Here is a 25260-nt window from a genome sequence, read left to right as displayed (position 1 = left end):
AACAAGAAAGGAGAACCTGGATGAAACGTCGTGACTTTATCACCAAGGCCACCGTCGGTGCGGCAGCAGGCGCTGCTGTAACTGCAGCTCCCTACGTTGCTGCAGCAACCCCTACGGTTCGCTGGCGCATGGCAGCAAGCTGGCCGACCAGCCTGGACACCATCTTCAGCGGTGCCAAGTTGATCGCTGATCGTGTTAGCGAACTGACTGGCGGCAAGTTCCAGATCCGCACCTACGCGGCGGGTGAACTGGTTGGCGGCCTGCAGGTATTCGACGCGGTCCAGCAAGGCACCGTGGAAGCTGGCCATACGGCTTCCTACTACTACATCGGCAAAAACCCTTCCCTGGCCTTCGATACCACGCTGCCGTTCGGTTTCAATACCCGTCAGCAAAACGCCTGGATGTATCATGGCGGCGGTAACGAGCTGGTCAACAAGGAAGTTTTCTCAGACTTCGGCATCATCTCCCTGCCCGGCGGTAACACCACCTGTCAGATGGGTGGCTGGTTCCGCAAGGAAGTCCCGAATCTTGCAGCCCTGAAAGGCATCAAGATGCGTATCCCGGGCTTCGGCGGTAAGGTTATGGCCACCATGGGCGTTAACGTACAGACGCTGGCGGCGCCGGAAATCTACCCGGCACTGGAGCGTGGTGTTATCGACGCCACCGAGTGGGTCGGTCCTTACGACGACGAGAAGCTTGGTTTCTATCAGGTTGCGAAGAACTATTACGCACCGAGCTGGTGGGAGCCCAACGCCCAGTTGTCGGTTTACTTCAACCGCAAAGCCTATGACAAGCTGCCCAAGGAATACCAACAGGCACTGCATACGGCATCGGCTGAGGCCAACCTGCGTATGATCGCCCACTACGATGCCGTTAACCCGCCAGCACTGGCTCGCCTGTTGGCCAAAGGTGTCAAGTTGCATACCTTCAGCGACGACATCATGACCGAGGCACAGAAAAACGCCTTCGCGATCTACGAAGATCTGGCGTCGAAAGACAAGACGTGGAACAAGGTCTACACCCCGTGGAAGAAATTCCGCGATATGGAGTACGCCTGGTTTAACGTGGCCGAGCAAGGCTTTGCCAAGTTCGCGTTCCCGACGGTATCGCAGGACAAGCTCTAAGCCCGTCCCGCTCTACCAGAAAATGCCCGGCTCTTGCCGGGCATTTTTCTTTCCAGTCCCCAGCGGCGGCGCCTATCATTTCGCCGCTTCCTGACGCACATCAAACAGTCTCCGTGTCTCCCCCTTGTATGCTTTCCAACAACCGCATAATGGGAGCGTCGCTATGGAAAGCTACTTCTTCGACCGTCACGACGCTGGTCGTCAGTTGGCGAAAGCGTTGCTCGCCTACGGGGGCCGAAACGATGTTCTGGTCCTTGCGCTACCTCGCGGTGGCGTACCGGTAGGCTATGAAGTCGCCACCGCTTTGGGGGCCGACTTCGATATTCTCATTGTCCGCAAACTCGGCGTGCCTTATCACCCGGAACTTGCCATGGGGGCCATTGCCTCCGGCGGCGCGCTTTATCTGAATCCCTCTGTCATCCGTAACGCCGGTGTCAGCCAGGCCCAGATCGATCAGGTCATGGCCACCGAGCGGGAAGAACTGATACGTCGAGAAACCCTGTACCGGGGCACGCGAGCTCCCGCCGAGATCAACGATAAAACCGTGATACTGGTGGATGACGGCATTGCCACCGGCGCATCCATGCATGCCGCCGTCATGGCCCTGCGAAGTAACCGGCCCGCACGTATCGTCGTGGCCGTACCGGTATCCCCGGCAGAAGCCGCCGGTCGTTTTGCCGACGATGCAGATGCCTTTATCAGCGTACTGAGCCCCGAGGATTTTTATGCCGTGGGGCAGTTCTATACCCGGTTCGATCAAACAAGCGATGACGAAGTGCGTGAGCTGCTGACCCGATTTCATGGGGAGGCGTCGTCATGACGGTACCCACGACGCCTTTCCAGGCCGTACGCGACCTTGGACAACGCCTGAATGGCAACGATGGCGATTACGACCGCCTGTTATCGATGGCCCGCGATCGTCGCTTCGTCCTGCTGGGTGAAGCCACTCATGGCACCCAGGAGTTCTATCGCATGCGCGCCGCCATCTCCCGCCGCCTGATTACTGAAGAGGGTTTCGATGCTGTCGCCATAGAAGGTGACTGGCCTGATGCCTGGCGCACCAACCGTTTCGTGCAAGGCAGCGGCGACGATGATGCCGAGTCAGCCCTGGACGATTTCGAGCGGTTCCCTGCCTGGATGTGGCGGAACCGGGAATTCCTCGGTTTCGTTGATTGGCTCCGCAGTCGCAACTTCTCCGTCGAGGCAATACGACGTGCCGGTATTTTCGGGCTGGACCTCTATAGCCTGTACCGGTCGGCAGACGCGGTCATACGCTATCTCGACCATATCGATCCTGAAAAGGCCACGCAGGCTCGCCGGTACTACGAAGTCCTGGATCATGTCCGCGAACCCCAAACCTATGGTTACCAAGCCGCTTTCGGGCTGCGTCCTTCTGGGCGCGACGCCGCTCTCGAGCAGTTGCTCAAGCTACGAGCCAGGGCTGAGGCCTATGTCTCCAGCAACGGTCTCGATGCCCGGGACGCCTATTTCTTTGCTGAACGTAACGCAGCCGTCGTCGTCAACGCCGAGGCCTACTATCGCGCCATGTTCGGACGAAGAGTCAATACCTGGAACCTGCGTGACGCCCATATGCTGGATACGCTGCTGGCACTCTCGCATTACCTGCAGGAACGTGGCGGAAGCGGCCGGGTAGTGGTTTGGGCACACAACTCCCATCTGGGCGATGCCCGCGCGACCGAGGCGCACCATCGAGGCGAATGGAACCTGGGACAGTTGCTACGCCAGCAAGTCGGTCATGAAGCCCTGCTGGTCGGCTTCACCACGTACACCGGCCACGTTTCCGCAGCCTCGCAGTGGGATGCGGACGTTGAACACAAGTGGGTCAGACCGGCCCTGGCGGACAGCATTGAGCACCTCTTCCACCGTAGCGGCCTCGACCGCTTTTTCCTGCCCCTGAACGAAGAAGCGGCCGCGCCGCTGCGGGAATCCTTGCTGGAAAGGGCCATTGGCGTCATCTACCTGCCGGAGACCGAAAGGGTCAGCCACTACTTTGACGCCTCTGTCGCCAACCAGTTCGATGCGGTGTTTCACATCGATGAGAGCAGTGCCCTGGAACCGCTGGACAAACCACACCACTGGCACCGGCCAGAAGCCAGTGAAACGGCCACCTGATACCGCCGAAAAAGAGAGAGCCCTCATGGACGAAACCCACACCGCCGATATCGTTATCGATTCCCGGGGCACCCTGCTGGAGGGGGCGCTGACGGTGCCGCCACACTGCAGGGGCATCGTTGCGTTCGCACATGGCAGCGGCAGCAGTCGCTTCAGTCGCCGCAACCAGCAGGTTGCCCATACGCTTAACGACTCAGGGCTCGCGACACTGCTGTTCGACCTGCTCAGCGCCGAGGAAAACGAGCAGGACGTGCTGACCACGGAATTCCGGTTCAATATTCCCCTGCTGGCGTTACGCATGACCGATGCCGTCGACTGGATAAGCAGGAACCATCGGACCGCGCAACTGCCCATTGGCCTGTTTGGTGCCAGTACCGGTGCCGCTGCAGCATTGATTGCAGCCGCCAAGCGACCGCAGCAGGTGTCAGCCGTCGTCTCGCGTGGCGGTAGACCGGATCTGGCCGGTGATGACCTTCGCCGGGTACGGGCGCCCACCCTGCTGATCGTCGGAGGTTGGGACGGCCAGGTAATTACCCTGAATCAAATGGCAGCCCGGCGCCTGGAGTGCGAGCATCAAATCGTCATCGTCCCTGAGGCAACCCACCTGTTCGAAGAACCCGGTAAGCTGGAAGAAGTCGCTCGTCTTGCAGCAGACTGGTTTTGCACGCGGCTGAAACCGGGACGCTAACGCAGCTTGAATTTCGCCGTCATCCGGCCCATCGCTTCGGCGCGTTTCTGCAGACTGTCGCTGGAATCGACAATCGCTTTGATAGCATCGCTGTTCCGTTCGATGCTGTGGGCAATATGGTCCATGTTGGCCGCCATCTCCCGCGTCGTGCGAGCCGTTTCCTCGATGGCCGAGGTGATCTCCGCGCAGGTGGAGGAGGCCTTCTCTGTCTGGGCCTGGATCCGCGTTACAGCGGTTTGTGCCTCCCTCCCCTGCTGCTGGACGACATCGATACTCGAGCGGCTTTGATTCATGATGCTGACGACGGACTGGGTCTGTTCCTGAATCGCCCTGACCGCCCGCGTGATCTCCCCCGTCGCCGACCCGGTCCGCTCTGCCAGCGTACGCACCTCATCGGCCACGACGGCAAAACCTCTGCCCTGCTCGCCGGCGCGCGCCGCTTCAATGGCCGCATTCAGGGCCAGGAGATTAGTCTGTTCGGCAAGGTCATTGATCATGGACATGACCTTATCGATCTCCTGGGAGTATTGCTCAAGCTGCATCAACTGCTGCGCCGAAGCCTCCATCACCCCTGCGGTTTCTGTCAGTGAACGCATTGCCTCGGAGATCGTTCTCTCGCCTTCTATCGCGGCATGGTGCGCACTTTCGGTGTCGTCCCGCAAGCTACGGATACTGTTGGCGACCTCACTGGTGGTCGCGCTGATCTCTTCCGTTGCGCCGGCAAGGCTGGTGGATTGCTCCGATACCGAACCGTTGTTGTCAGCGATCACCTGCACAGCGGATGTCAGCTCGCTCACCTGGTCATTGAGCGCGCCCTGGTCACCCACCACCTCACTGATCACCTTATGCAGATCGTCCGTCATGGTGTCGACAGCGCTCGACACCTGATCGAATTCGTCTTTACGGGCCGGCTCCGTCACCAACCGTTTCCTTAGGTCGCCTTCGGCAACGGCGCTGACTTGCTGCATGATCCGACGCAGGCTCCCTGCAGCCCCCAAGCCGGTCGCAGCCAGGATCAAGGCAATACCCAACGCGACGCCGCCGCTGACCAGGCCGAGGGTCCAGCGTGCTTGGGTTGTCGCCTGATCGGCCTCAACCCTCGCCTTTACCAGCAGGTTTTCTTTCAGGAAGCGATCGGTTTGCTGCGACTGTTCGATGAATTGTGCATCTGCCTGCTTGACCACAACCGCCTGCTGACCCACTTTAAGGGCCGCATCCACGACACCATCGACCGCAGACTGGTAGCCATCGATCTGGCTTTTGGATGAGTCATAGAAGCCGGCATCCTTGACCTTGGCGATGGCGGTCGACAGCTGAGTTTTCAGGTTTTTTGCCGCGCTCTCGCTGGGGTCGACCAAAAACCTCGACGTCAGTTGCTGGACGACGATAAAGGGCTGCCAGAGCATATTGAACGGCGATAACTGTTTCTCTATTGCCTGTTCGCTCTGCTTGAGGGTCTTCAGGGCTCCGGACTGGTCGTCGAAGCCAAGCGCCTGCCGCACGGCCAGGGCCTTCAACAGCGCTTCCTGGTATGCCTCGAACAGATGGTTCACGTTCGTGAGGCGATCTTTCAAGTCGGTATTCTCAATATGCCCGGCGGCTTCGGAAAAGCGCTCACTGTAACGCTGCCGCAGCTTGCCCAGAGACTGCTTGTAGGACGTCACCTCGCCGGCCTGGAGGTGGGGAATACGATTCTCTGCCGTCAACAATGCCAACTGCGCGCTGGACAGGGTGTCGCCCAGGGCGGTCAGGCTTGCCACGCGCTTACTGGTGCTGTCGAGTTCATAAAGGCTGGCAAAGGCGACGTAGGCAAGGTAGCCGATGCCCATCAATGACAGGACGACAACGGCTGATAGTTTTTGTTTGAAGGTAATACGAAACATCGCGGATCCACTCCTCCCGCCGGCGCTCACGCAACCCGTCACGACGGGCATCCCTGATAGATTCCCATCGCGGGCGGCCTTTCTGACCTTGCGCGATGATTTTGTGATGCGGTTAGAAACTAATAGACAGGGTCACCGGGTTTGTCGAGGTATGGACGTCCGTATCGGTATATTTTCTGTGCGAACATCTCGTTACCCGCACCCACTTCTTAATTCAGATCAATACGAGTAATGTTCAGGATGGAGCCGAGAGAGGTTTGATAATAGGTTGATACCTCGCACACCGGATGCTCCTGTCGACGCCGCAAACCTGGCAGACCGAAAGCCCGCGTCAACACGATCAAGACAAGGATACCTTCCTCCATCATGACGACCATCACCTGTATCGACGATTTACAGCGCCTGGCGCGCCGCCGTGTACCCAAGATGTTCTACGACTATGCAGATTCAGGATCCTGGACCGAGAGCACCTATCGCGCCAATCATTCCGATTTCGACACCATCAAGTTCCGTCAGCGGGTCATGGTCGATATGGCCGGCCGCAGTGTGAAATGCGAAATGCTCGGCCAGCCCTGCAGCATGCCGGTGGCACTCGCACCCGTTGGACTGACCGGCATGCAGCATGCCGACGGCGAGATTCATGCCGCCCGGGCGGCGGAGAAGTTCGGCGTTCCTTTCACGCTCTCGACGATGAGTATCTGCTCCATCGAGGATGTGGCAGAACACACCAACAGCCCCTTCTGGTTCCAACTCTATGTCATGCGCGACCGGGACTACGTGGGACGACTGATCGATCGCGCCAGGGCGGCGGGTTGCTCGGCCCTGGTTCTGACGGCGGACTTACAGATTCTCGGCCAACGCCACAAGGACATCATCAACGGCATGACGGTCCCGCCGCGCCCCACGGTACGGAACCTGATCAATCTCGCAACGAAGTGGCGGTGGGTTCTCGGGATGCTGCGCACACAGCGGCGAACCTTCGGCAACATCGCCGGCCACGTGAAAGATGCAAGCAACCTGAGTTCGCTTTCGGCCTGGACCGCATCGCAGTTCGATCCCAGCCTCAGTTGGGACGATGTCCGCTGGATCAAGGAGCGCTGGGGCGGCAAGCTGATCATCAAGGGCATCCTTGACCCGGAGGACGCAGAAGCCGCCGTCAACGCCGGGGCTGACGGCATCATCGTCTCCAACCACGGCGGACGGCAACTGGACGGAGCACCGTCTTCGATCCGCGCGTTGCCGGCCATCGTATCTGCGGTGGGCGAGCGTACCGAGGTCTACCTGGATGGCGGCATCCGCAGCGGCCAGGATATCCTCAAGGCGGTCGCCCTGGGCGCCAAATCGGTATTTATCGGCAGGGCCTTTATCTATGGCCTGGGTGCAATGGGAGAGAAAGGCGTAACGATTGCCCTGAACACCCTTTATAAGGAACTGGATACGACCCTCGCGCTGTGCGGGTTGCGTGATATTCAGGATGTCGATACAAAGATCCTCTGGCAGGACAGCCAGCTAATGCATCCCTGAGCGAAGAAACCTCTGCATCCAAGCCGACAGGACGCCAGAATGAGAGCGACCCACATCACACTGCATATCATGGCCTCACGCGCGCGCGTTTATCGCGCGCTCCTGGACCATCGTGCCATCGCCAACTGGAGGGCGCCCACCGGGATGAGCTGTCATGTGGATATTTTCGATGTGCGGGAGGGAGGGGCCTACCGCATTGTCCTGACCGAAGACGACCCGTCCCATCCCGGCAAAACACCGCCAGCCGCCCATACCTACCACGGTCGTTTCCTGACACTGATCCCGGGCGAGCTGATTGTCCAAACCGCAGCATTCGAGACGGATGACCCGGCCTTCAGCGGCGAGATGGCGATCACCTTCACCCTTAGCGATATCGACGGCGACACTGAACTCGTCCTCGTCCATGAGAACCTGCCTGCCGGGGTGTCGCTGACAGACAACGAGGTCGCCTGGCGAGTGGCCCTCGGTAAACTCGCAGCGCTTGTCGAGTCAGGAGACTGAGCAGGGTTAGCCGAAGGCTGGAAGTCTAGGATTCAGCCCGTAAACGCGGGTAAACTTTAGCGCCACGGCATGATCAGGTTTCATCGGTGGATCAGGCCATCCCTTCCCCCAAAGGAGTGCTGAACTCATGAAGATGCAAGCGCAGGAATTCGTGAATCTCAAGGGCACCAAGCCGATTACCATGCTGACAGCCTATACCTGTCCGGTAGCTCGTGCGCTGGAAGCGGCTGGGATTCCCATCATTCTGGTCGGAGATACGGTCGGCATGGTGGAAATGGGTTTCGACAGCACCCGGGACGTGACACTGGCGCACATGGAATACCATATCGGCGCTGTCCGCCGGGGAGCGCCGAATACCCACATTATCGGGGATCTGCCTTACGAGACCGACAAGGACCCTGAGACCGCGCTAACCAGCGCACGGCGCCTCATGGCAGCCGGTGCCGACAGCATCAAGTTGGAAGGTCCGAAAACAGACGTTATCTCCCACCTGAAACAAGCCGGCATTCCCGTCGTCGGCCACACGGGCCTGACGCCCCAGACGGCCAAGAGTTTTGCCAAGGTGGGCAGGACCGATGCGGAAGCCAAGCGTATCATGGACGAAGCCATCGCGATTCAGGAGGCGGGAGCCTTCATGCTCGTACTGGAGCATATCCCCTACACCCTCGCCCAGAACATCACGGGCGCCTTGCGCATTCCGACCATCGGTATCGGCGCCGGCCCCGACTGCGATGGCCAGGTGCTCGTCATCAATGACGCATTGGGACTGGGAGATTACTGGCCGCCCTTCTCAAAACAGTATGACTATGTCGGCAAGACGATCCAGGATGTCGCCAAACGCTTCGCCGCAGAAGTGGAATCCCTGGAGTTTCCCAACAACATCATCCAGATGACGGGTACAGGGAGGCGCTAGAGCGCAACCGTCACACCGGTGCCATGCCCGACTCAACACGGGCGTGGCACCGGGCCGCCAGACCTCAATTCGCGCCCGGGAATCCCACCACGACCTCACTGATCTGCATCATTGGCTGCAAGTCGGTGTAGTTCGCGACATCCGCCAGTATTTCCCGGGCATGAGGGCCAAAACCTGCCTGAAAAGCCTCCAGGGATTCACAGAAGATATGGCACATGCCGACATAGGTCGCCGGTGCGCCCGGTGCCCCGCCGGAGAGGCCTTTATCCACGGTATAGAAACGGCAGTAATCCCCCATCAGGGACTTGACCAGAGGCATATGCTTGTCTCGATAGTAGTCGTGATCGAAGCGCGCACCGGGCGTGTTCGGATACATCACACTCACTTTGATCATGGTTCCTCTCCTGCATCCCCAACAAAGGTGGAGTAACGATCCTCGCAGCGATCTTTCCGTGAGACAAGAGATACAGGTAGCAGTCGATGATCTACACCATGCGCTGAAGGTTTTCTGCATTCAGTTCAGGCGAAGCCAGCGCCGAAGATGCCACACAGAGAGCACCGCAGGCCGCGGCGAGACGTAAGCACTCCGTTTCGGACCGGCCCATGAGATGGCCGTACAGGAGCCCGCTAAAAAACGCATCACCGGCACCGTTGCTGTCCCGCATCTCACCGACCGGCAATGCGGGTTGTTCGTACCACTCACCTTTCGCATTGATGAGGGACGCACCATGCCGGCCGTGCGTGCAGACGACCATTCGCTTGCCCGCCCGAATCTGGGCCTCCATAAAGCCACGGTAGTCTGGCAGATTGTCGCTCGACAGTTGAATAACGTCCGCAGCGTCGATAAAGGGTTGATGATAGGCGTTGGTACCATCGTAGTCGTGCAGGTCGGTCCAGATCGGCTTTTCCAGGGCCTTAGCCATCGCCAGCGCCGGTTGCGCGTAGGCGAGGATGTTGACAATCACCACCTCGCTCGCCGCCATAGCCGCTTCCACCGGTGCCCAGTTCACATCAGCCGGCGTCGCGGGGGGGCGGACGAAGATCGACATACGGCGACCCTCGGCATCCATCAGATTGACGTGCTGCTCAGTCGGCTCCAGTGTCTCTTCAACCATCAGTTCTATGCCGCGATCACGCAAGGTGCGCCGGATATAGTCACCCTCGGCGTCACGTCCCAACAGCGTATGCAACAGGACCGGCATACCCAGGGCCCGCAGGTTCAGGGCTTTTCCCGCGCCGGTACTGCCCAGCGAACGATACACCTCATTGGGCCATATAGTCTGAGGGACGCCGGAGGGTAATTCGTCGAGATGAACGATGGTGTCTACCGAAGTACCGCCAATAATCAGCAAGGGTCTCGTCATAAGTCATCATGCCTTTCCCAGGAATGCCACCGAGTGTACCCTCAAGGTTCGAGAGCGCCATCCTTCCTTCGGCTACGCCCCCGGACGGGGCCGATAGGCGGATAAAGGACCTGTACACCAGAGGGCCCGACAGGAACCGTTGGCGAAGAGGCATGCGTCCCACGCCTTCGAATAAAGGAGTCATCCCCGATCCCAGATAACGCCGAGGAAAAGGCCCATGCATGACGCGAAAGATACCGTCGAGCAACACTACGAACATGGCGCACTACTGGACGCCATTCTCAACCGGCTCCGCGAATCAGGTAAGGATCTGGACCGGTTGTCCCTGCAAGACCTGGCGCCTGTGGATGAATTCCACATCCGAGGACGAGAGGCGACGCTGGAACTCGCACGTCGTGCCGACATTCAACCTGCCTGCCGGGTACTCGACGTGGGTTGTGGCCTGGGAGGGTCGGCACGCTACCTCGCGGACGCACATCACTGTCACGTCACGGGCATCGACCTGACGCAAGAGTATGTCGATATCGCCAACGACCTTTCCCGCCGCGTCAACTTAAGTGAACGGGTTTCGTTTAAACGGGCCAGTGCGCTCGACCTGCCCTTCCCCGACAACAGCTTCGATGTGGTCTGGACCGAGCATGTCCAGATGAACATTGCCGATAAGACCCGCTTTTACAGTGAGATAGCACGGGTCCTTATTCCCGGAGGTATCTTGTTGTTTCACGATGTTTTTTCCGGCAACGGCCTTGCCCTGCACTACCCCGTCCCCTGGGCAGAAAGTGCAGCCATCAGTTATCTCGCCGCCCCCAGCGATATCCAGGACACCCTGACATCCCTGGGTCTCGTCATTGAAGCGTGGGACGACACCAGCGACCGCTCGTTGGAGTGGTTCGCCAAGGCAACGGAAAAGCTCAAGACGCTCCCGGCTCCACCCTTCGGTATAGGGTTATTGATGGGCCCGACGGCCAGGGAGAAGTTCGAGAATATGATTGGGAATCTACGCGAAAGGCGGTTTTCAGTCGTGCAGGCCGTCGCAAGAAAAGTGTCTTAAAACACCGGGTTTGCAACGGCCCCACGACTCCGCCCCATCGCGGGCTCAGGTTTCAAGAAAGGCATTCAACTGTTGAGCCACCGCCTCCGGTTGTTCTTCCTGGACAAAGTGCCCGGCTTCAATCTGTGCGATCCGGAGACTGGCAAAGCAGCTCTCGGCATGGTTCAGGTATTCCGGGATGATGACATGGTCTTTGTTGCCATAGATATACAGCGCAGGCATCGGCCAGAGGTGGCCAGCCGTCGTTGCCCAGCGTTTGGCATCGATATCGAAGGTCCGGTAGAAATTGGCACTGCAGCCCGGCGTTCCCGGAATTCTGAAGGTGCGGATATATTCCGCCAACGCGTCCGGCGGGAAGGGTTCACGATTCCAGGTCCGCAGGAAGTAACCGAGCCAGGCCTCCTCGGCACCGGGAATCATGGCTTCGGGCAATCCCGGTGTCTGCATGAAGTGCTGATACCAGTAGGCACGGCCACTGCCGGAGCGCACTTTCTCGATCACCTCCTGGTTGCCTTTCAGATTGTTGATAATCGCAATATTCATGATCACCAGACGCGAGATCCGATCCGGGATGGCCAGTGCGATCTCCTGGGCCACGATCCCACCCCAGTCGTGTCCTACCAGTTGGAATCGTTCGACACCGAGACTGTCGAGCATGCCGATGACATCCTGCGCCAATGCCTGCTTGCGATAACCATCGGGGTCAGGGCTACGTTCACTGTCCCCCAAGCCCCGCAGATCGGGTGCGATAATACGTAATCCTGGTTTGAGATGCCCCGCCACATGCTCCCAGCAATAGCTGCTTTCCGGCCAGCCATGGATCATGACGACAGGAGCGCCGCCGCTGTCCCCACCTTCACGCCAGCTGAAGCGGCCCCTCTCGGTTTCCAGGAATTTTGGGTCGCTGAGCTGCATAAGCCCCTTCCTCACGGTGATTTTGCGATGGGTTCTGCGGAGGGTTAGAGGGTGCAGGCTCCCTGCCCGCACCCTGCATTCTTCAGGTGCTCCCGTTATCCCGGTCGTCACTGAAGCGGAAATCCCGGAAGTCTTCCCGTAGCCGGACCTTCTGCAGCTTGCCCGTGGCGCTATGCGGCAGCTCGTCGACAAACACCACATCGTTCGGCAGCCACCAGTCGACAACCCGGCCACGGAGATAGTCGATCATGCCTTTCGCATCGAGGGTGCTGTCTGGATTACGCACGACCACCAGCAATGGCCGCTCGGCCCACTTGCTATGGGGCAAGCCGATCACTGCAGCTTCGGCAACCTCAGGATGCCCAACCGCCTCGTTTTCGAGATCGATGGAGCTGATCCACTCGCCGCCCGACTTGATCACATCCTTGACCCGGTCGACGATTTCCATATAGCCGTCCGCATCGATCGTCGCCACGTCGCCGGTTCGAAACCAGCCTTCCTCATCGAACGCCTTGGCGTTGGCCGCCGCATTCTCGTAATAGCCGCTGGTGATCGCCGGTCCGCGTACCAGCAGTTCTCCCCGCGCCACGCCGTCCCGGGGCAGGCGTTTTCCGTCGGCATCGACAATCTTCAGTTCGACGCCCAACAGCGCACGTCCCTGCTTGCCACGCACGTTCAACAGCTCTTCGGCACTCATCCGCCGCTGCATGGACGGTGTTGGCCGGGAAACGGTTCCGACAGGGCTCATTTCCGTCATCCCCCAGCCCTGAATGGCTTCCACACCATAATCTTCCTGGAATTCGCGAATCATGGCTTTAGGGGCCGCAGAACCCCCGATCTGAACATGTTTCAGGGTGGTGAAGCGCTCCCCCGACTCCCGCATGTGACGGAGCAGTCCCAGCCAGACCGTCGGCACGCCCCAGGTATCGGTAACACCTTCGTCGTTGATCAGCGCTGCCAGTGACGCACCGTCGAGCCGAGGCCCGGGAAAGACCAGCTTGGACCCGGTGAACAAGGCAAAGTAAGGCATACCCCAGGCATTGACGTGAAACATCGGCACGACAGGCAACAACGCACTGTCCTCGCCGAAATCAACACCGGGGAACGCCACCACCGAGAGGGCATGCAACAACGTCGAACGGTGTGAATACAACACACCCTTGGGATTGCCGGTAGTCCCCGAGGTGTAGCACAGCGAAGAGGCCTGGTTCTCGTCGAATTCCGGCCAGTCGAAACGCTCCGGCTCCCCTTCCAGCAATGTCTCGTAGCAGTGGGCATTGGGCAGGGACGTCTCAGGCATATGTGCCCTGTCGGTCATCACGATATAGCCCTTAACCTTTTTGAGCTGCCCCTGCAGCTTCTCCAGAATGGGCACAAAGGTCAGGTCCACGAAAAGATACTGGTCGTCGGCGTGATCGACGATGAAATGGAATTGGTCCGCGCTCAGGCGGGGATTGATGGTGTGACAGATGGCACCGATACCGGAAACGGCATAATAGATTTCGAGATGCCGGTAATTGTTCCAGGCAACGGTGGCAATACGGTCGTCCTTCTTCACACCGAGCTTTTCCAGGGCATGTGCCAACTGGCAGGTGCGGGCATGAAGGTCGACAAACCGATAGCGATGGATCTCGCCTTCCGTGGAACGGGAGACGACTTCCTGCTCCGGGAAATTAATGGCAGCATACTCAATGATTTGCGAAATCAGCAGCGGCCGATTCATCATCAGTCCAAGCATGTGGTTCTCCCGTTCTTATTTTTGATGCGACGAGGCACACAAATGGCAGCTGGCGCATTGCGTCAGACTGGATTCGCACCCCGTATCGACGCGTTTAAAACAACGCAGTACGCCCGCAATCTCGCACGGAGAATGCTTGAGGTCAACTTTTTGGAATGCTATTTTGCAAGGCGAAACAGTTAGCAGCCAACTCACTTTGATGCTTCATTACCGAATAGCAGGAAGGCAGCATGAGTCAGCTTGTCGATGTATACCGCAGTAGCGTCAGCACCTGGGAATGCGACCAGATGGGACATCTCAACGTGCAGTTCTATCTGGACAAGGCGGATATCGGTCTAAACATCCTGTGCCGTCAGTTGGGACTGGACAGGCAGACCCTGAGCGAGCAACAGGCGCGGGTGCACACTTGCGAGCACCATGTCCGCTTCATCAGGGAGCAACATGCCGGCGCCCCACTGACCCTGCGTGCCGGCATCATCGCCGTAAATGGGGAGCAACTTGAGGTTTATCTTGAACTGGTGAATCCCGCCAGGAAGGAGGTCGCTGCCAGCATCATCACGACGGCCGAACTGCATCATGTCTCTGACGATCCGCTGCCGTTGCCTGACAGCGTCCGGGAGCAGGCTCAGCGCCGGGTGGTCGAGGTTCCCCAGGAGCATGCCCCCCATGGTGTCGCCCGAGGGACTCCGCGTCCGGCGCCGACGCTGGCGGAAGCCAACGAAATGGGTATGCTGCACACCTATCTGGGCATCGTTCCGCAGACGATGTGTGAAGCGGATGGCGGCCTGGCGGTGCGCAGTTACATGGGCATAGTCTCGGAAGGGATCCCTCACATGCTGTCCCGCATACGCGACAGTATCATCCCGGACCAGCGACTCGGCGGCGCCGCATTGGAGTATCGCTGGATCTACCACCAGCGTCCCCGGGCCGGCGACCTGGTTGCCATGCGCAGCGCCATCATCAGTATTGGCAACAAGGCATATCGCCTCGGACATTGGTTGTTCGATGCCGAAACCGGCCAGGCCATCGCTACGACGGAAGCTGTCGCGGTCATACTGGATCTGGATGCCCGCCGCGCCCTGGTCATTCCCGATGAAGCCCGCACCTGCCTTCAGGCCATGGTCATCGAGGATTTTTCCATCTGATCAGCGCCTGACGGAAAAGAGACGGCAAACAAAAAGTCCCGGGAACGCGTACGTCGCCGGGACTTTCTGCTTACAGTTGCGTTGAGCCTCAGGCCGCCGCCTCCTGCTCATCCGGCACCGAATGGCGGATGAGGAAGTCAAAGGCACTCAGCCCGGCCTTGGCACCATCACCCATGGAGATGACGATCTGCTTGTAGGGCACCGTCGTGGCATCCCCGGCGGCAAATACGCCCGGCACGGAGGTCTCACCACGCGCATCCACTTCGATCTCGCCTCGGGGACTCAACGCGACATCCCCTTTCAGCCATTCGGTATTCGGTACCAAGCCGATCTGTACGAAGACCCCTTCGAGTGGGATCCGGTGTACTTCGGCACTGTTACGGTCCTTATAGCTCATACCGTTAACCTTGCCGTTGTCGCCGTGGATCTCAGTGGTTTGGGCTGACACGACGACGTCGACGTTCGGCAGGCTGCGCAGCTTCTTCTGCAATACCTCATCAGCCCGCAACTTGCTGTCGAACTCAACCAGCGTCACGTGAGCCACAATGCCGGCCAGATCAATGGCGGCCTCGACACCGGAGTTACCACCGCCAATCACCGCAACCCGCTTGCCCTTGAAAAGTGGGCCATCACAATGGGGGCAGTAGGCCACACCTTTATTGCGGTATTCTGCTTCCCCCGGAACGCCCATCTGTCTCCAGCGTGCACCCGTCGCGAGTATCAGCGTGCGGGCTTTCAGGGAGGCTCCATTCGCCAGTTGAACTTCATGCAGCAGGCCTGGTGCGGCAGCCGGTACCAGCTTTTCGGCGCGCTGCAGGTTCATGATGTCCACTCCATACTCCAACACGTGCTGCTCAAGCGCCGCCCCCAGCTTCGGGCCTTCCGTATAGGGAACCGAAATAAAATTCTCGATGCCCATAGTGTCCAGGACCTGACCGCCGAAGCGCTCTGCCGCAACACCGGTACGGATTCCCTTACGCGCCGTATAGATGGCGGCAGCAGCACCTGCAGGGCCACCACCGACCACCAGCACCTCGAAGATGTCCTTGGCCCTGATCTTCTCGGCTTCGCGGGCTTCTGCACCGGTATCCAGCCTGGCAACGATCTGCTCAAGACTCATGCGGCCCTGCTCAAAAGGCTGCCCGTTGAGGAAGACACTGGGAACCGCCATGACTTCGCGACGCTCCACCTCGTCCTGAAACAGGGCGCCGTCGATAGCCACGTGCTGGATGTGGGGATTGAGCACGCTCATCAGGTTGAGAGCCTGGACCACGTCCGGGCAATTCTGGCAGGACAGCGAAAAATAGGTTTCGAAGCGGAAGTCGCCTTCCAGGCTCATCACCTGCTCGATAACATCCTGCGACGCCTTGGAAGGATGTCCCCCCACCTGCAACAGCGCCAGCACCAGTGACGTAAATTCGTGGCCCAACGGGATACCGGCGAAGCTTACGCCGATATCGGTACCCACGCGGCGAATCGCAAATGACGGCTTACGCACGTCCGCGCCATCGTCATGTCGCAGGCTGATCTTCGGCGACAGAGCCTCTATCTCCTGCAACAGTTCATTCAGCTCGCGGGACTTGGCACTATCATCGAGGGAGGCAACCAGCTCGACGGGCTGCGTCACTTTCTCGAGATAGGCCTTCAACTGGCTCTTGAGATTCTCGTCCAACATCGTTTATGCCTCCCTCGGCAAAAATTGGGGTCAAAGGCTCCCAGGGACCCGGCACAGCCGGGTCTGAGAAGCCTGTCATTTCGGTAGCGGCGGGGCCGGATTGGCCCCGCTGGGCGGCGTTAGATCTTGCCGACAAGATCCAGCGAAGGAGCAAGCGTCTTCTCGCCTTCCTTCCACTTGGCCGGGCAAACTTCGCCAGGGTGGGCTGCGACGTACTGAGCCGCCTTGATCTTACGCAACAGCTCGCTGGCATCGCGACCGACACCGCCGGCATTCACTTCAACTATCTGGATACGGCCTTCGGGATCGATCACGAAAGTACCGCGATCCGCCACACCGTCCTCTTCGATCATGACATCGAAATTGCGGCTGAGGGTGCCGGTCGGGTCGCCGACCATGGTGTAGTTGATCTTGCCGATGGCGTCGGACGTGTCGTGCCATGCCTTGTGAGCGAAATGGGTATCGGTGGAAACGCTGTAGATTTCGACACCCAGCTTCTGGAACTCGGCATAGTTGTCCGCCAGGTCTTCCAGTTCCGTCGGGCAGACAAAGGTGAAGTCAGCCGGGTAGAAGAAGACGACAGACCATTTGCCGCGCAGATCCTCGTCGCTGACCTGAATGAATTCGCCCGCCTTGAATGCGTTCGCCTTGAAAGGTTTGATTTCGGTGTTGATCAGAGACATTCGTAAAAGCTCCTTGATAGTGGGTTACGGATTCAAGGTTACGGGCCCACCAACAATTACTCTAATTGATTAACTTTAAGCTAGAAATAGCTATTACCTATTTCAAGATAATGCAGCTCCCTTTCCCGACCCAGCACCTTGCCGAAGTCATTTTCGCTTTTGCCGAGCCCCTGACTGTCACAACAGCGTCACACGAGAATCTCACATTGAAAGGACAGACGGAGCCATCTGCCCCAAGCCGTCACACTGCCCACATAATGAAGGGCTTCAGAATGCCAGCTGACCACTCAACACGGGCTACAGAGATCGCATCCCTGCGACGCGAACTGGAAGCACTAAGGTCCGACGTCATCGCGCAGGCCACACACGCCCACCGCCAGGGATACGCCATTCACCCGGACTACCGGGACAGCGCCGATAACCTTCTGCTCTACCTGGCCCTGCGACGGCACGATATCCGATCCCTGCAGATGCGGCTTGCCACGCTGGGGCTGTCCTCCCTTGGCCGGGCGGAGTCCTCGGTACTCGCAACGCTGGACGCGGTGCTGCTGGCACTGAAAGGTCTGGCTGGCGATGCTTCCGATGAAAAGACTTCGCCCTGCCCAGCCGACTTTTCCAGGGGGCAATCACTGCTGAGAGACCATACGGAAATGTTACTCGGCCCCGCCCCCGATGAACGCAGCACCCGAATCATGGTGACAATGCCCAGCGAGGCGGCAACCGACGCGGGTCTGCTGCGCCGTCTACTGGACGCAGGTATGGACTGCATGCGTATCAACTGCGCTCACGATGGACCGGATCAGTGGGCAGCGATGATCGAGCATCTGCGGCAGGCGGAACAACAACTGGGTAAACACTGCCGGGTGGTGATGGATCTGGGAGGCCCCAAGCTGCGAACAGGGCCCGTGGAACCCGGACCGATGGTGGTACGAGTGCGCCCAAGACGCGATGAATTTGGAGCGGTGGTAACGCCGGCTCGAGTCTGGCTGACAACAGCCCCTCAAAGCGCCCCCGCCGCCGCTGACGCAGCACTGGCCGTCGCCGCCGACTGGCTCGCAGGATTGACCGAAGGCAGTATCATCAGGTTACTCGACGCCCGTGGCGCCCGCCGCCGCTGGACGGTTTCTGCGGTGACCCCGGAAGGTTGCTGGGCGGAATCCCTCAAGACCTGCTATCTGGTCCCCGGTACCGCGCTGCGATACGACGCGGCTCCCTTGTCCCTCCATCAGGCCGTTACCCGACTCGACGCCCTACCGGCACGCGAGGGCTTTTTGCGACTGAACACCGGCGACCTGCTCACGCTCACAGCCGACCTGACACCTGGCCACAATGCCCGGACCGTCCCTCAGGGATGCCCCACGACATCGGCCGCTATCGGCTGCACCATTCCCCGTATTTTCGCGCAGGTACAGGCGGGCGAATCCATCTGGTTCGACGACGGCAAGATTGGCGGCGTGATTGAAACCGTGACGCCGGACAGACTACTTGTCAGAATCCGCCATGCGGCCCCCGGTGGATCAAAGTTACGCGCTGACAAAGGCATCAACCTGCCGGACAGCCACCTGGACCTGCCCGCCCTCACAGACGAAGACATCCAGAACCTGCCCTTCATCGCCGCTCACGCCGACGTGGTTGAAATGTCCTTCGTCAATACCGCCCGGGACGTCGAAGCACTCGAAAACGCGCTTCAGCACCTTGGCAGCCGTCCCTCTGGGTTGGTACTGAAAGTGGAAACCCGACGGGCTTTCGACAACCTGCCCGCCATGATTCTCGCGGCCATGAAGTGGCCAGGTTGCGGCGTGATGATTGCGCGCGGAGACCTGGCGATCGAGTGCGGCTTCGAGCGACTGGCCGAGGTGCAGGAGGAAATTCTCTGGATTTGCGAAGCGGCCCATATTCCCGTGATCTGGGCAACTCAGGTCCTGGAAACGCTGGCACAGAAAGGCATGCCCTCACGGGCGGAGATTACCGATGCCGCCATGGGCCACCGGGCGGAGTGCGTGATGCTCAACAAAGGGCCCCATGTGGTGGAAGCCATGCAGGCGCTGGATAACATCATGAAGCGCATGCAGGCCCACCAGGCGAAGAAGCGGGCCATGCTGCGCGAGCTGCACCTGGCCCACGCCAACGTCATGTCAGAGTGAGGCGATGGATTCAGGCAAACACCCGCCATTTCCCCTTTTCGATCCCGGACCTGCACCGAACCGAAGCGCTTCCTTCTGCTACTCGAAATCCGGCAGCCTGGGCGTAATCAGCGGCTTACCCGCTCCGTGCCATGCCTCGATACCACCGGTGATCGACTGCACGTGAAGGTACCCCATTTCCTTCATGGCAACCGCTGAAAGCGCCGCCCGACCGCTGTTCTTACAGTAGAGCACGATATTCAGGTTTCGGTCTTCCAGGGCCTGGTCGTTGGTGAGTTTGAATTCCAGCAGCCCCCGCGGAATATTCACCGCTCCCGGAATATGGCCTGCGTGGTATTCGTCGGGTTCGCGAACGTCGATCAGCAGATCCGCCTGTCGGATCGCGTCGTCCGATTGATCGACAGAAATTTCCTGAATTTGCGCCTTGGCAGCCTGTACCAAGTCATGAGCCGTTTTCATGGTGATATTCCTTCTTGCTAGGAAATACAGGAATGTTTGGGATTATGCTCAACAAGGGAAAATTTATCTTGATCTGGCTCAGCGGATTGTACGCTTCATCAAGGGAAACCGCCTTGGTTCAGCAGGAAAAGCCACATCAGAGCCGGCTCGACCCGATGGGAAAAGCAACCTCAACGGTTAGGGATAGCCCCTAAACAACAGTGCCTTAAGCAACGACGTTCGCGCAGCAGGCCAGCCACTGCATTGCCTTTTTAGCGCTTGCCGAAACGCCGAAAAAGCCGGAAGATTGGCGCGGAAACGACAACGAAATTTCACGGCATAACATGACCGAATATTCAGGCACCTACTGCCGTGCAAAATCCCGCGGGCGCAATCGGCCCGTCCCCCCTGAGGATTATCGCTGAATTCTAACGACAAAAGGCCTGGATCACCGGACCCAGAGCATCGAATGAACGCATCCCGAAATTCTCTTGGAACGTCATGCTCGAGATAAGCCTTCACACCTATATTTATGCCTTGCACCTTGCACTCATCCTGCTAACGGGCGGCATTGTTCTAGTCACTTTTTCTCTGCAAAGCAAAACGTTACCAGTTGCCTCCATTCGTTTGTTCAAAGCCTTCTTTGTGTTCAGCATCATCGGCTGGATTCTGTTTGCGCTGAAAGATATCGACGGTCATAGGCACCCATTAATTCCGGCAGGATCCGCCTATATTATCAGCGGATTTTTATTATTTATTGCCGTCAAGCAGTATTCAAAAGTCTCAAACAAACTCATTCTCACTATCGGCTTTCACTGCTTTGTCTTTTTCCTTAATTGGCGCGCCACGCAACCCTTGCAACACCTCATGATCGTCTCTACATACGCGTTCATCGCCTATTCGGGTATTTTCTACACATCATTTCAACGCGCCCTGAAATTGAAAAATGTTGGCAATGGGCTGATTGCGTTCGGCGCCTTATTAGTGGTTGTGACGGCACCGGTACAGTTTTACCTAGGCTACGAAGCCGACGCCTTACTTACGGCCTATTCCCTCGCCTTTGTTACCACAACGAGCAGCTTCGTCCTGGTTTCCATCGGTTTCCTGACCGCCATCCTCATACACAAACATCGCCAACTGCTCAATCAGGCACTCAACGACCCTCTGACAGGCGTATTGAATCGCCGGGGCTTATCGAACGCGCTGACCACCCTGTTACCGATCCTGAAAGCGAGAAACTCAGCACTCAACGTCATTGTCGTGGACATTGATCATTTCAAACGGATCAATGATACGCATGGCCACCAGGTTGGGGATTTGGTGCTGGCCGAGGTCGCCAGACAACTGGAGCATTTCTCCCGAGCGTCCGATCTGGTTGCCCGCATCGGTGGAGAAGAGTTTGTGATATTGCTGCCCGGCCTCAGCGCAGAGACCACTCTCATGATTGCCGAACGCATACGGCAAAAGATCGCAACCACACCTGTGGTTTTGCCAGAACGCAACATTAAGGTGACAGCCAGCTTCGGCATTGCCTCCGCATCCGGTCGCATCAACTTCGAGACGTTATTGAACGACGCCGACCAGTTGATGTATCAAGCCAAGCACCAGGGCCGCAATTGTGTTTGTGTTCAGGAAAAACGATCGGCCTCTTTAGCTGGCTGACGGGCCCTTTACCGGCTACGGTCGAACCCGCGAGGCTTCTCACCCTGCCCAGTCTCCGGTCAATAAAAAACCCGGCACAAGGCCGGGTTCTTTATTAACTGGCGGAGAGGGAGGGATTATTCGCCGCTACGCGGCTCACCCCTTCGGGGCCGTCGTCGCTTTGCTCCGACGTTCCTTCGCCAGCGTTGCTGGCTACGGTCGAACCCGCGAGGCTTCTCACCCTGCCCAGTCTCCGGTCAATAAAAAACCCGGCACAAGGCCGGGTTCTTTATTAACTGGCGGAGAGGGAGGGATTCGAACCCTCGTTACGGTCGCCCGTAAACACGATTTCGAGTCGTGCGCTTTCAACCGCTCAGCCACCTCTCCGAAGGGCCAGTATTCTAACGGCAAAGGGGGCGGGAAGAAACCGGTCTGTTGTGAAAAACTTGGAACCTTCCACAGCCTTGACCCCACCAGCGCGATCGGGGACAGTCTCGACATGTCCTTGGCGGTACCTCGACGCCAGCGACTGCGATAAACCTGGATTACGATGTCTTGCCAAGGGGCCTGCGCATGTCAAAGATCAATTGCATTGAATACGACAACGGGATCACCGCCATCGATACCGATTACATACGGCCCCTGCTCGACGCCTGCCACCTGATCGTGCGCGATGGCCGCGCGGCGTTGGTCGATACGGGAACAGCCCCTGGCACGCCGTTGGTGCTCGAAGCCCTGCGTGAGCGGAATATCGCGCCCGAGCAGGTAGATTATGTCATGGTCACTCACGTTCACCTGGATCATGCCGGCGGCGCAGGGACCCTTATGGCCGCATTACCCGATGCCCGCATGGTAATCCACCCCCGCGGCAGCCGGCACATGATCGACCCGGAAAAGCTGATAGCCAGTACGCGCGGCGTGTATGGCGACGAAACCTTCAACCGTCTTTACGGCACCATCCTTCCGGTCCCGGCGGAACGCGTTATCGAGGTGGCGGATGGCGACAGCCTCAGACTGGGCTCATCAGAATTCCGATTCCTGCATACGCCGGGGCATGCGCTCCATCATTACTGCATTCACGATGTCGACGCCTCCGCGGTGTTTACCGGCGACACCTTCGGGATCTCGTACCGGGAATTCGACACCGCCAATGGCGCCTTTATTTTCCCCACCACAACGCCAACCCAATTCGACCCCGCCGCCTTACACGACTCGGTAAACCACATCGTCGGCCTGAATACCCGCGCCGCCTACCTCACCCACTTCGGCGAGGTCACGGGGCTGCCGGAGCTGGCCCGTCAGCTGCATCAGCGGATCGACGAATATGTGCGTATCGCGGAGGAACATCGCCACGCTGGCGATAGCCGGCTTGAGCGGATCGCCGAAGACCTGTGGCACTACTTGCGCAACCAGGTCCGCCAGCATGGTTGCCGGCTTCCCGACCGGGTTGTGGAAGAGATTCTACGCACAGACGCCAAACTGAACGCCCAGGGGTTGGATGTCTGGCTGGACCGGATAGCCTAACGCGCCCGTTCGCCCAGATGCCGCATCTGCGTTAGCAGCCGTTCACGCCGTTGTTCAGGCATGGCTTCCACCATACCGACCAACGAGGTTCGGATCGGCCCGGCGCCGAGAAAACCCAGGATGTTGCGCTTGAGGCTTCGCAGGCTATGGGCGCCGAAGTGCAGGCGATAAAACCAGCTCGGCATTCCCATCGTGATCACAATCCGGACGCTCTTCCCCCGCAATGGATGGGGAAAACGCGACTTGCCCTTTTTGGGGCTATCGGGAGAGGCAAATCCCGGTCGAAAGACCTGCTCCAGAAAACCTTTGAGCAAAGCCGGAGGAGCTCCCAGCCAGAGCGGGTAGATCAACACCAGGTGCTGCGCCCGGCGAATGGCATCCTGCGCTTCTCTAATCGCGGGTGACGGCGTCCCGTCCTGCCAGTCGGCGGTACTTCGCAGAATTGAAAATTCGAGTCGGCCGATATCCAGTTCCCGCACGTCATGACCGGCGTCCCGGGCGCCGTCGGAATAAGCCGCTCCAATCTGGTGGCAAAGGTGCTGCGTCGACGCATCGGGATGCCCCTGAATAACCAAAATCTTTCGTTCCATGACGGTTCCCCTTTCATCCGCTACCTGCTGCCTATGCTGCACGGATGGCAGGCAGGAAACCTTGCGCCGCATCAAACCAACATAATGTCCGAAAATGGCGAGTCCAGGACATGCAAGCCCGTTATGATAGCGTCATGTGGATAGAGACCGAGATTTGTTACAAGGCGCTCCTGGCACGGGACGCCCGCTTCGACGGACGCTTTTACGTCGGCGTATCCTCCACCGGCATCTACTGCCGGCCGGTTTGCCGCGTACGCACACCCCGTCCGGAGAACTGCCACTTCTACCCCAGTGCCGCAGCCGCCGAGGCGGCTGGTTTCCGGCCCTGCCTGCGCTGCCGGCCGGAACTTGCGCCAGGGCACGCCCGGGTGGACGCAGGACGCCAGATCGCCCATGCAGCGGCCAGCCTGATCGACGACGGAGTGCTGACGGACAGCGATCTCAGTACCCTGGCAGCCCGGCTGGAAACCAGCGACCGCCACCTCCGCCGCGTCTTCACGGGTGAATTCGGCGTCACGCCCGTGGCCTATGCCCAGACACAACGCCTGCTACTCGCCAAGCGCCTGCTGACCGACACTGACCTGCCGGTGACGGATATTGCCATGGCGGCCGGCTTCGGCAGCGTTCGACGCTTCAACACCCTGTTTCGGGAACGGTACCGGTTACAACCACGGGATCTACGCAAAACGCCCGAAGCCGCCCCGCGAAGCGAACTCCGGTTCGAACTGGCCTATCGTCCACCCTATGCGTGGGAGACGCAGCTGGGCTTCCTCGCCTACCGCGCCATCGCCAATGTCGAATGGGTCGCCGATGACCGCTACCTTCGTACCGTGACCATCGACCGCGGCGAACGGGTGTACCGGGGCTGGCTCAGCGTGGCCCACCTGCCACAACGCCATACACTGGAAGTGATACTGTCGGGGTCTCTGGCCGCGGTAGCGCCTGAAGTGCTGGGACGGGTCAAGCGACTGTTCGACCTGGACTGCCGTCCCGACGAGATCAATGCACATCTGGGAGAACTCAGCCGGACCAGTCCTGGCTTAAGGGTACCCGGTGCCTTCGACGGATTCGAGATGACCGTGCGAGCCGTCTTGGGACAACAAATCACGGTAAAGGCCGCCCGCACCCTGGCCGGGCGCATCGCAACAGATCTGGGCGAACCGCTCGAAACGCCCTTCCCAGAATTGAATCGCACTTTTCCTTCTGCGGCCCGAATGGCCGGAACCAGCCCGGATACGCTTGGCCAGATGGGGATTATCCGCATGCGCAGCACGGCGATACAGGCGCTGGCTGCCGCTTGTGCGACCCGGGAGCTGATTCTGTCCCCAGGCACGCCGGTCGAGCAGACACTCGCTTCCCTGAAGGCCCTGCCCGGCATTGGCGACTGGACAGCGCAATACGTCATCATGCGCGCCCTTTCCTGGCCGGACGCCTTCCCGGCGGCTGACGCAGGCCTCATGAAAGCGCTGGATGAACGCTCACCAAAGCGCATTCTGGCCATCGCCGAACGCTGGCGCCCCTGGCGCGCTTACGCCGCAATGCATCTGTGGCACGGCGGCACCTTTCAACCCGAATCCCCCTGACGC

The 25260-nt window shown here is 59.1% G+C and carries 22 protein-coding genes, 1 tRNA gene and 1 other RNA gene; 13 read left to right on the top strand and 11 right to left on the bottom strand.

The window, feature by feature from the left end:
• Nucleotides 1–20: 20 nt before the first annotated feature.
• From CLR77_RS09765 to CLR77_RS09750, 4 genes are all read left to right on the top strand, one after another.
• Nucleotides 21–1124, top strand: coding sequence for a TRAP transporter substrate-binding protein (locus CLR77_RS09765; RefSeq protein ID WP_097460425.1), 1104 nt, complete (start codon nt 21–23; stop codon nt 1122–1124).
• A gap of 163 nt (nt 1125–1287) precedes the next feature.
• The gene (locus CLR77_RS09760) at nt 1288–1944 is read left to right on the top strand and encodes a phosphoribosyltransferase (protein ID WP_097460424.1); all 657 of its coding nucleotides are present in this window, start codon (nt 1288–1290) and stop codon (nt 1942–1944) included.
• Nucleotides 1941–3257: an erythromycin esterase family protein gene (locus tag CLR77_RS09755; protein WP_097460423.1), complete on the top strand. Its 1317-nt coding sequence runs from the start codon at nt 1941–1943 to the stop codon at nt 3255–3257. The genes CLR77_RS09760 and CLR77_RS09755 overlap by 4 nt, the downstream gene beginning before the upstream one ends.
• 25 nt (nt 3258–3282) lie before the next feature.
• Nucleotides 3283–3945: a dienelactone hydrolase family protein gene (locus tag CLR77_RS09750; RefSeq protein WP_097460422.1), complete on the top strand. Its 663-nt coding sequence runs from the start codon at nt 3283–3285 to the stop codon at nt 3943–3945.
• Here CLR77_RS09750 and CLR77_RS09745 read toward each other — a convergent pair.
• On the bottom strand, nt 3942–5828 hold the full coding sequence (locus CLR77_RS09745) for a methyl-accepting chemotaxis protein (protein ID WP_158227161.1): 1887 nt from the start codon (nt 5826–5828) through the stop codon (nt 3942–3944). The two genes, CLR77_RS09750 and CLR77_RS09745, sit on opposite strands and share 4 nt — an antisense overlap.
• A gap of 366 nt (nt 5829–6194) precedes the next feature.
• On the opposite strand from CLR77_RS09745, the gene CLR77_RS09740 reads away from it, so the two are divergent.
• From CLR77_RS09740 to panB, 3 genes are all read left to right on the top strand, one after another.
• Nucleotides 6195–7352 (top strand): alpha-hydroxy acid oxidase, encoded by a 1158-nt coding sequence (locus tag CLR77_RS09740; protein WP_097460420.1) that lies wholly within the window; start codon nt 6195–6197, stop codon nt 7350–7352.
• A 39-nt stretch (nt 7353–7391) separates the two neighbouring features.
• Entirely contained in the window at nt 7392–7853 is a 462-nt protein-coding gene (locus CLR77_RS09735) for an SRPBCC domain-containing protein (RefSeq protein ID WP_097460419.1), read from the top strand.
• Nucleotides 7854–7980: 127 nt separating this feature from the next.
• Nucleotides 7981–8766, top strand: a complete 786-nt coding sequence (gene panB, locus CLR77_RS09730; RefSeq protein WP_097460418.1) for a 3-methyl-2-oxobutanoate hydroxymethyltransferase — start codon at nt 7981–7983, stop codon at nt 8764–8766.
• Between the two features lie 64 nt (nt 8767–8830).
• Here panB and CLR77_RS09725 read toward each other — a convergent pair whose 3' ends face one another.
• Nucleotides 8831–9160: an EthD family reductase gene (locus CLR77_RS09725; RefSeq protein ID WP_097460417.1), complete on the bottom strand. Its 330-nt coding sequence runs from the start codon at nt 9158–9160 to the stop codon at nt 8831–8833.
• 91 nt (nt 9161–9251) lie between these two features.
• Nucleotides 9252–10130, bottom strand: coding sequence for a carbohydrate kinase family protein (locus CLR77_RS09720; RefSeq protein WP_097460416.1), 879 nt, complete (start codon nt 10128–10130; stop codon nt 9252–9254).
• Nucleotides 10131–10347: 217 nt separating this feature from the next.
• Between CLR77_RS09720 and CLR77_RS09715 the strand changes: the two genes are divergently transcribed.
• On the top strand, nt 10348–11181 hold the full coding sequence (locus CLR77_RS09715) for a class I SAM-dependent methyltransferase (protein WP_097460415.1): 834 nt from the start codon (nt 10348–10350) through the stop codon (nt 11179–11181).
• Between the two features lie 45 nt (nt 11182–11226).
• Here the strand turns inward: CLR77_RS09715 and CLR77_RS09710 are convergent, their stop codons facing one another.
• Both CLR77_RS09710 and CLR77_RS09705 read right to left on the bottom strand, forming a co-directional pair.
• On the bottom strand, nt 11227–12096 hold the full coding sequence (locus CLR77_RS09710) for an alpha/beta fold hydrolase (protein WP_097460414.1): 870 nt from the start codon (nt 12094–12096) through the stop codon (nt 11227–11229).
• A gap of 82 nt (nt 12097–12178) precedes the next feature.
• Entirely contained in the window at nt 12179–13834 is a 1656-nt protein-coding gene (locus CLR77_RS09705) for a long-chain-fatty-acid--CoA ligase (RefSeq protein WP_097460413.1), read from the bottom strand.
• 230 nt (nt 13835–14064) lie between these two features.
• Here CLR77_RS09705 and CLR77_RS09700 point away from each other — a divergent pair, with 230 nt between their 5' ends.
• On the top strand, nt 14065–14979 hold the full coding sequence (locus CLR77_RS09700) for an acyl-CoA thioesterase (protein WP_097460412.1): 915 nt from the start codon (nt 14065–14067) through the stop codon (nt 14977–14979).
• Nucleotides 14980–15067: 88 nt separating this feature from the next.
• Here CLR77_RS09700 and ahpF read toward each other — a convergent pair whose 3' ends face one another.
• Both ahpF and ahpC read right to left on the bottom strand, forming a co-directional pair.
• Complete coding sequence (ahpF, locus tag CLR77_RS09695; RefSeq protein WP_097460411.1) at nt 15068–16654, bottom strand: alkyl hydroperoxide reductase subunit F; 1587 nt, start codon at nt 16652–16654, stop codon at nt 15068–15070.
• A gap of 119 nt (nt 16655–16773) precedes the next feature.
• Nucleotides 16774–17337: an alkyl hydroperoxide reductase subunit C gene (gene ahpC, locus CLR77_RS09690; protein WP_097460410.1), complete on the bottom strand. Its 564-nt coding sequence runs from the start codon at nt 17335–17337 to the stop codon at nt 16774–16776.
• A 272-nt stretch (nt 17338–17609) separates the two neighbouring features.
• Between ahpC and CLR77_RS09685 the strand changes: the two genes are divergently transcribed.
• Nucleotides 17610–19481 (top strand): pyruvate kinase, encoded by a 1872-nt coding sequence (locus tag CLR77_RS09685; RefSeq protein WP_097460503.1) that lies wholly within the window; start codon nt 17610–17612, stop codon nt 19479–19481.
• A gap of 78 nt (nt 19482–19559) precedes the next feature.
• On the opposite strand, the gene CLR77_RS09680 is transcribed toward CLR77_RS09685, so the two are convergent.
• Nucleotides 19560–19940, bottom strand: a complete 381-nt coding sequence (locus CLR77_RS09680) for a rhodanese-like domain-containing protein (protein ID WP_097460409.1) — start codon at nt 19938–19940, stop codon at nt 19560–19562.
• 480 nt (nt 19941–20420) lie between these two features.
• On the opposite strand from CLR77_RS09680, the gene CLR77_RS09675 reads away from it, so the two are divergent.
• On the top strand, nt 20421–21581 hold the full coding sequence (locus tag CLR77_RS09675; RefSeq protein ID WP_097460408.1) for a GGDEF domain-containing protein: 1161 nt from the start codon (nt 20421–20423) through the stop codon (nt 21579–21581).
• A gap of 99 nt (nt 21582–21680) precedes the next feature.
• Here CLR77_RS09675 and CLR77_RS09670 read toward each other — a convergent pair.
• Both CLR77_RS09670 and CLR77_RS09665 read right to left on the bottom strand, forming a co-directional pair.
• A non-coding RNA gene (locus CLR77_RS09670) (RtT sRNA) lies at nt 21681–21822 on the bottom strand.
• 35 nt (nt 21823–21857) lie between these two features.
• Nucleotides 21858–21947, bottom strand: a tRNA-Ser gene (locus CLR77_RS09665).
• Between the two features lie 186 nt (nt 21948–22133).
• Between CLR77_RS09665 and CLR77_RS09660 the strand changes: the two genes are divergently transcribed.
• Nucleotides 22134–23084, top strand: coding sequence for an MBL fold metallo-hydrolase (locus CLR77_RS09660; RefSeq protein WP_097460407.1), 951 nt, complete (start codon nt 22134–22136; stop codon nt 23082–23084).
• On the opposite strand, the gene CLR77_RS09655 is transcribed toward CLR77_RS09660, so the two are convergent.
• Entirely contained in the window at nt 23081–23674 is a 594-nt protein-coding gene (locus tag CLR77_RS09655; protein WP_097460406.1) for an NAD(P)H-dependent oxidoreductase, read from the bottom strand. The two genes, CLR77_RS09660 and CLR77_RS09655, sit on opposite strands and share 4 nt — an antisense overlap.
• A gap of 110 nt (nt 23675–23784) precedes the next feature.
• Here CLR77_RS09655 and alkA point away from each other — a divergent pair, with 110 nt between their 5' ends.
• Nucleotides 23785–25257, top strand: a complete 1473-nt coding sequence (alkA, locus tag CLR77_RS09650; protein ID WP_198962721.1) for a DNA-3-methyladenine glycosylase 2 — start codon at nt 23785–23787, stop codon at nt 25255–25257.
• Nucleotides 25258–25260: the final 3 nt, after the last annotated feature.

Source organism: Mangrovitalea sediminis (assembly GCF_002514725.1).
GTDB classification, from domain to species: Bacteria; Pseudomonadota; Gammaproteobacteria; order Pseudomonadales; family Oleiphilaceae; genus Mangrovitalea; species Mangrovitalea sediminis.
Note: the sequence above shows the minus strand (reverse complement) of the source record. Positions and strands in the feature narration are given on the sequence as shown.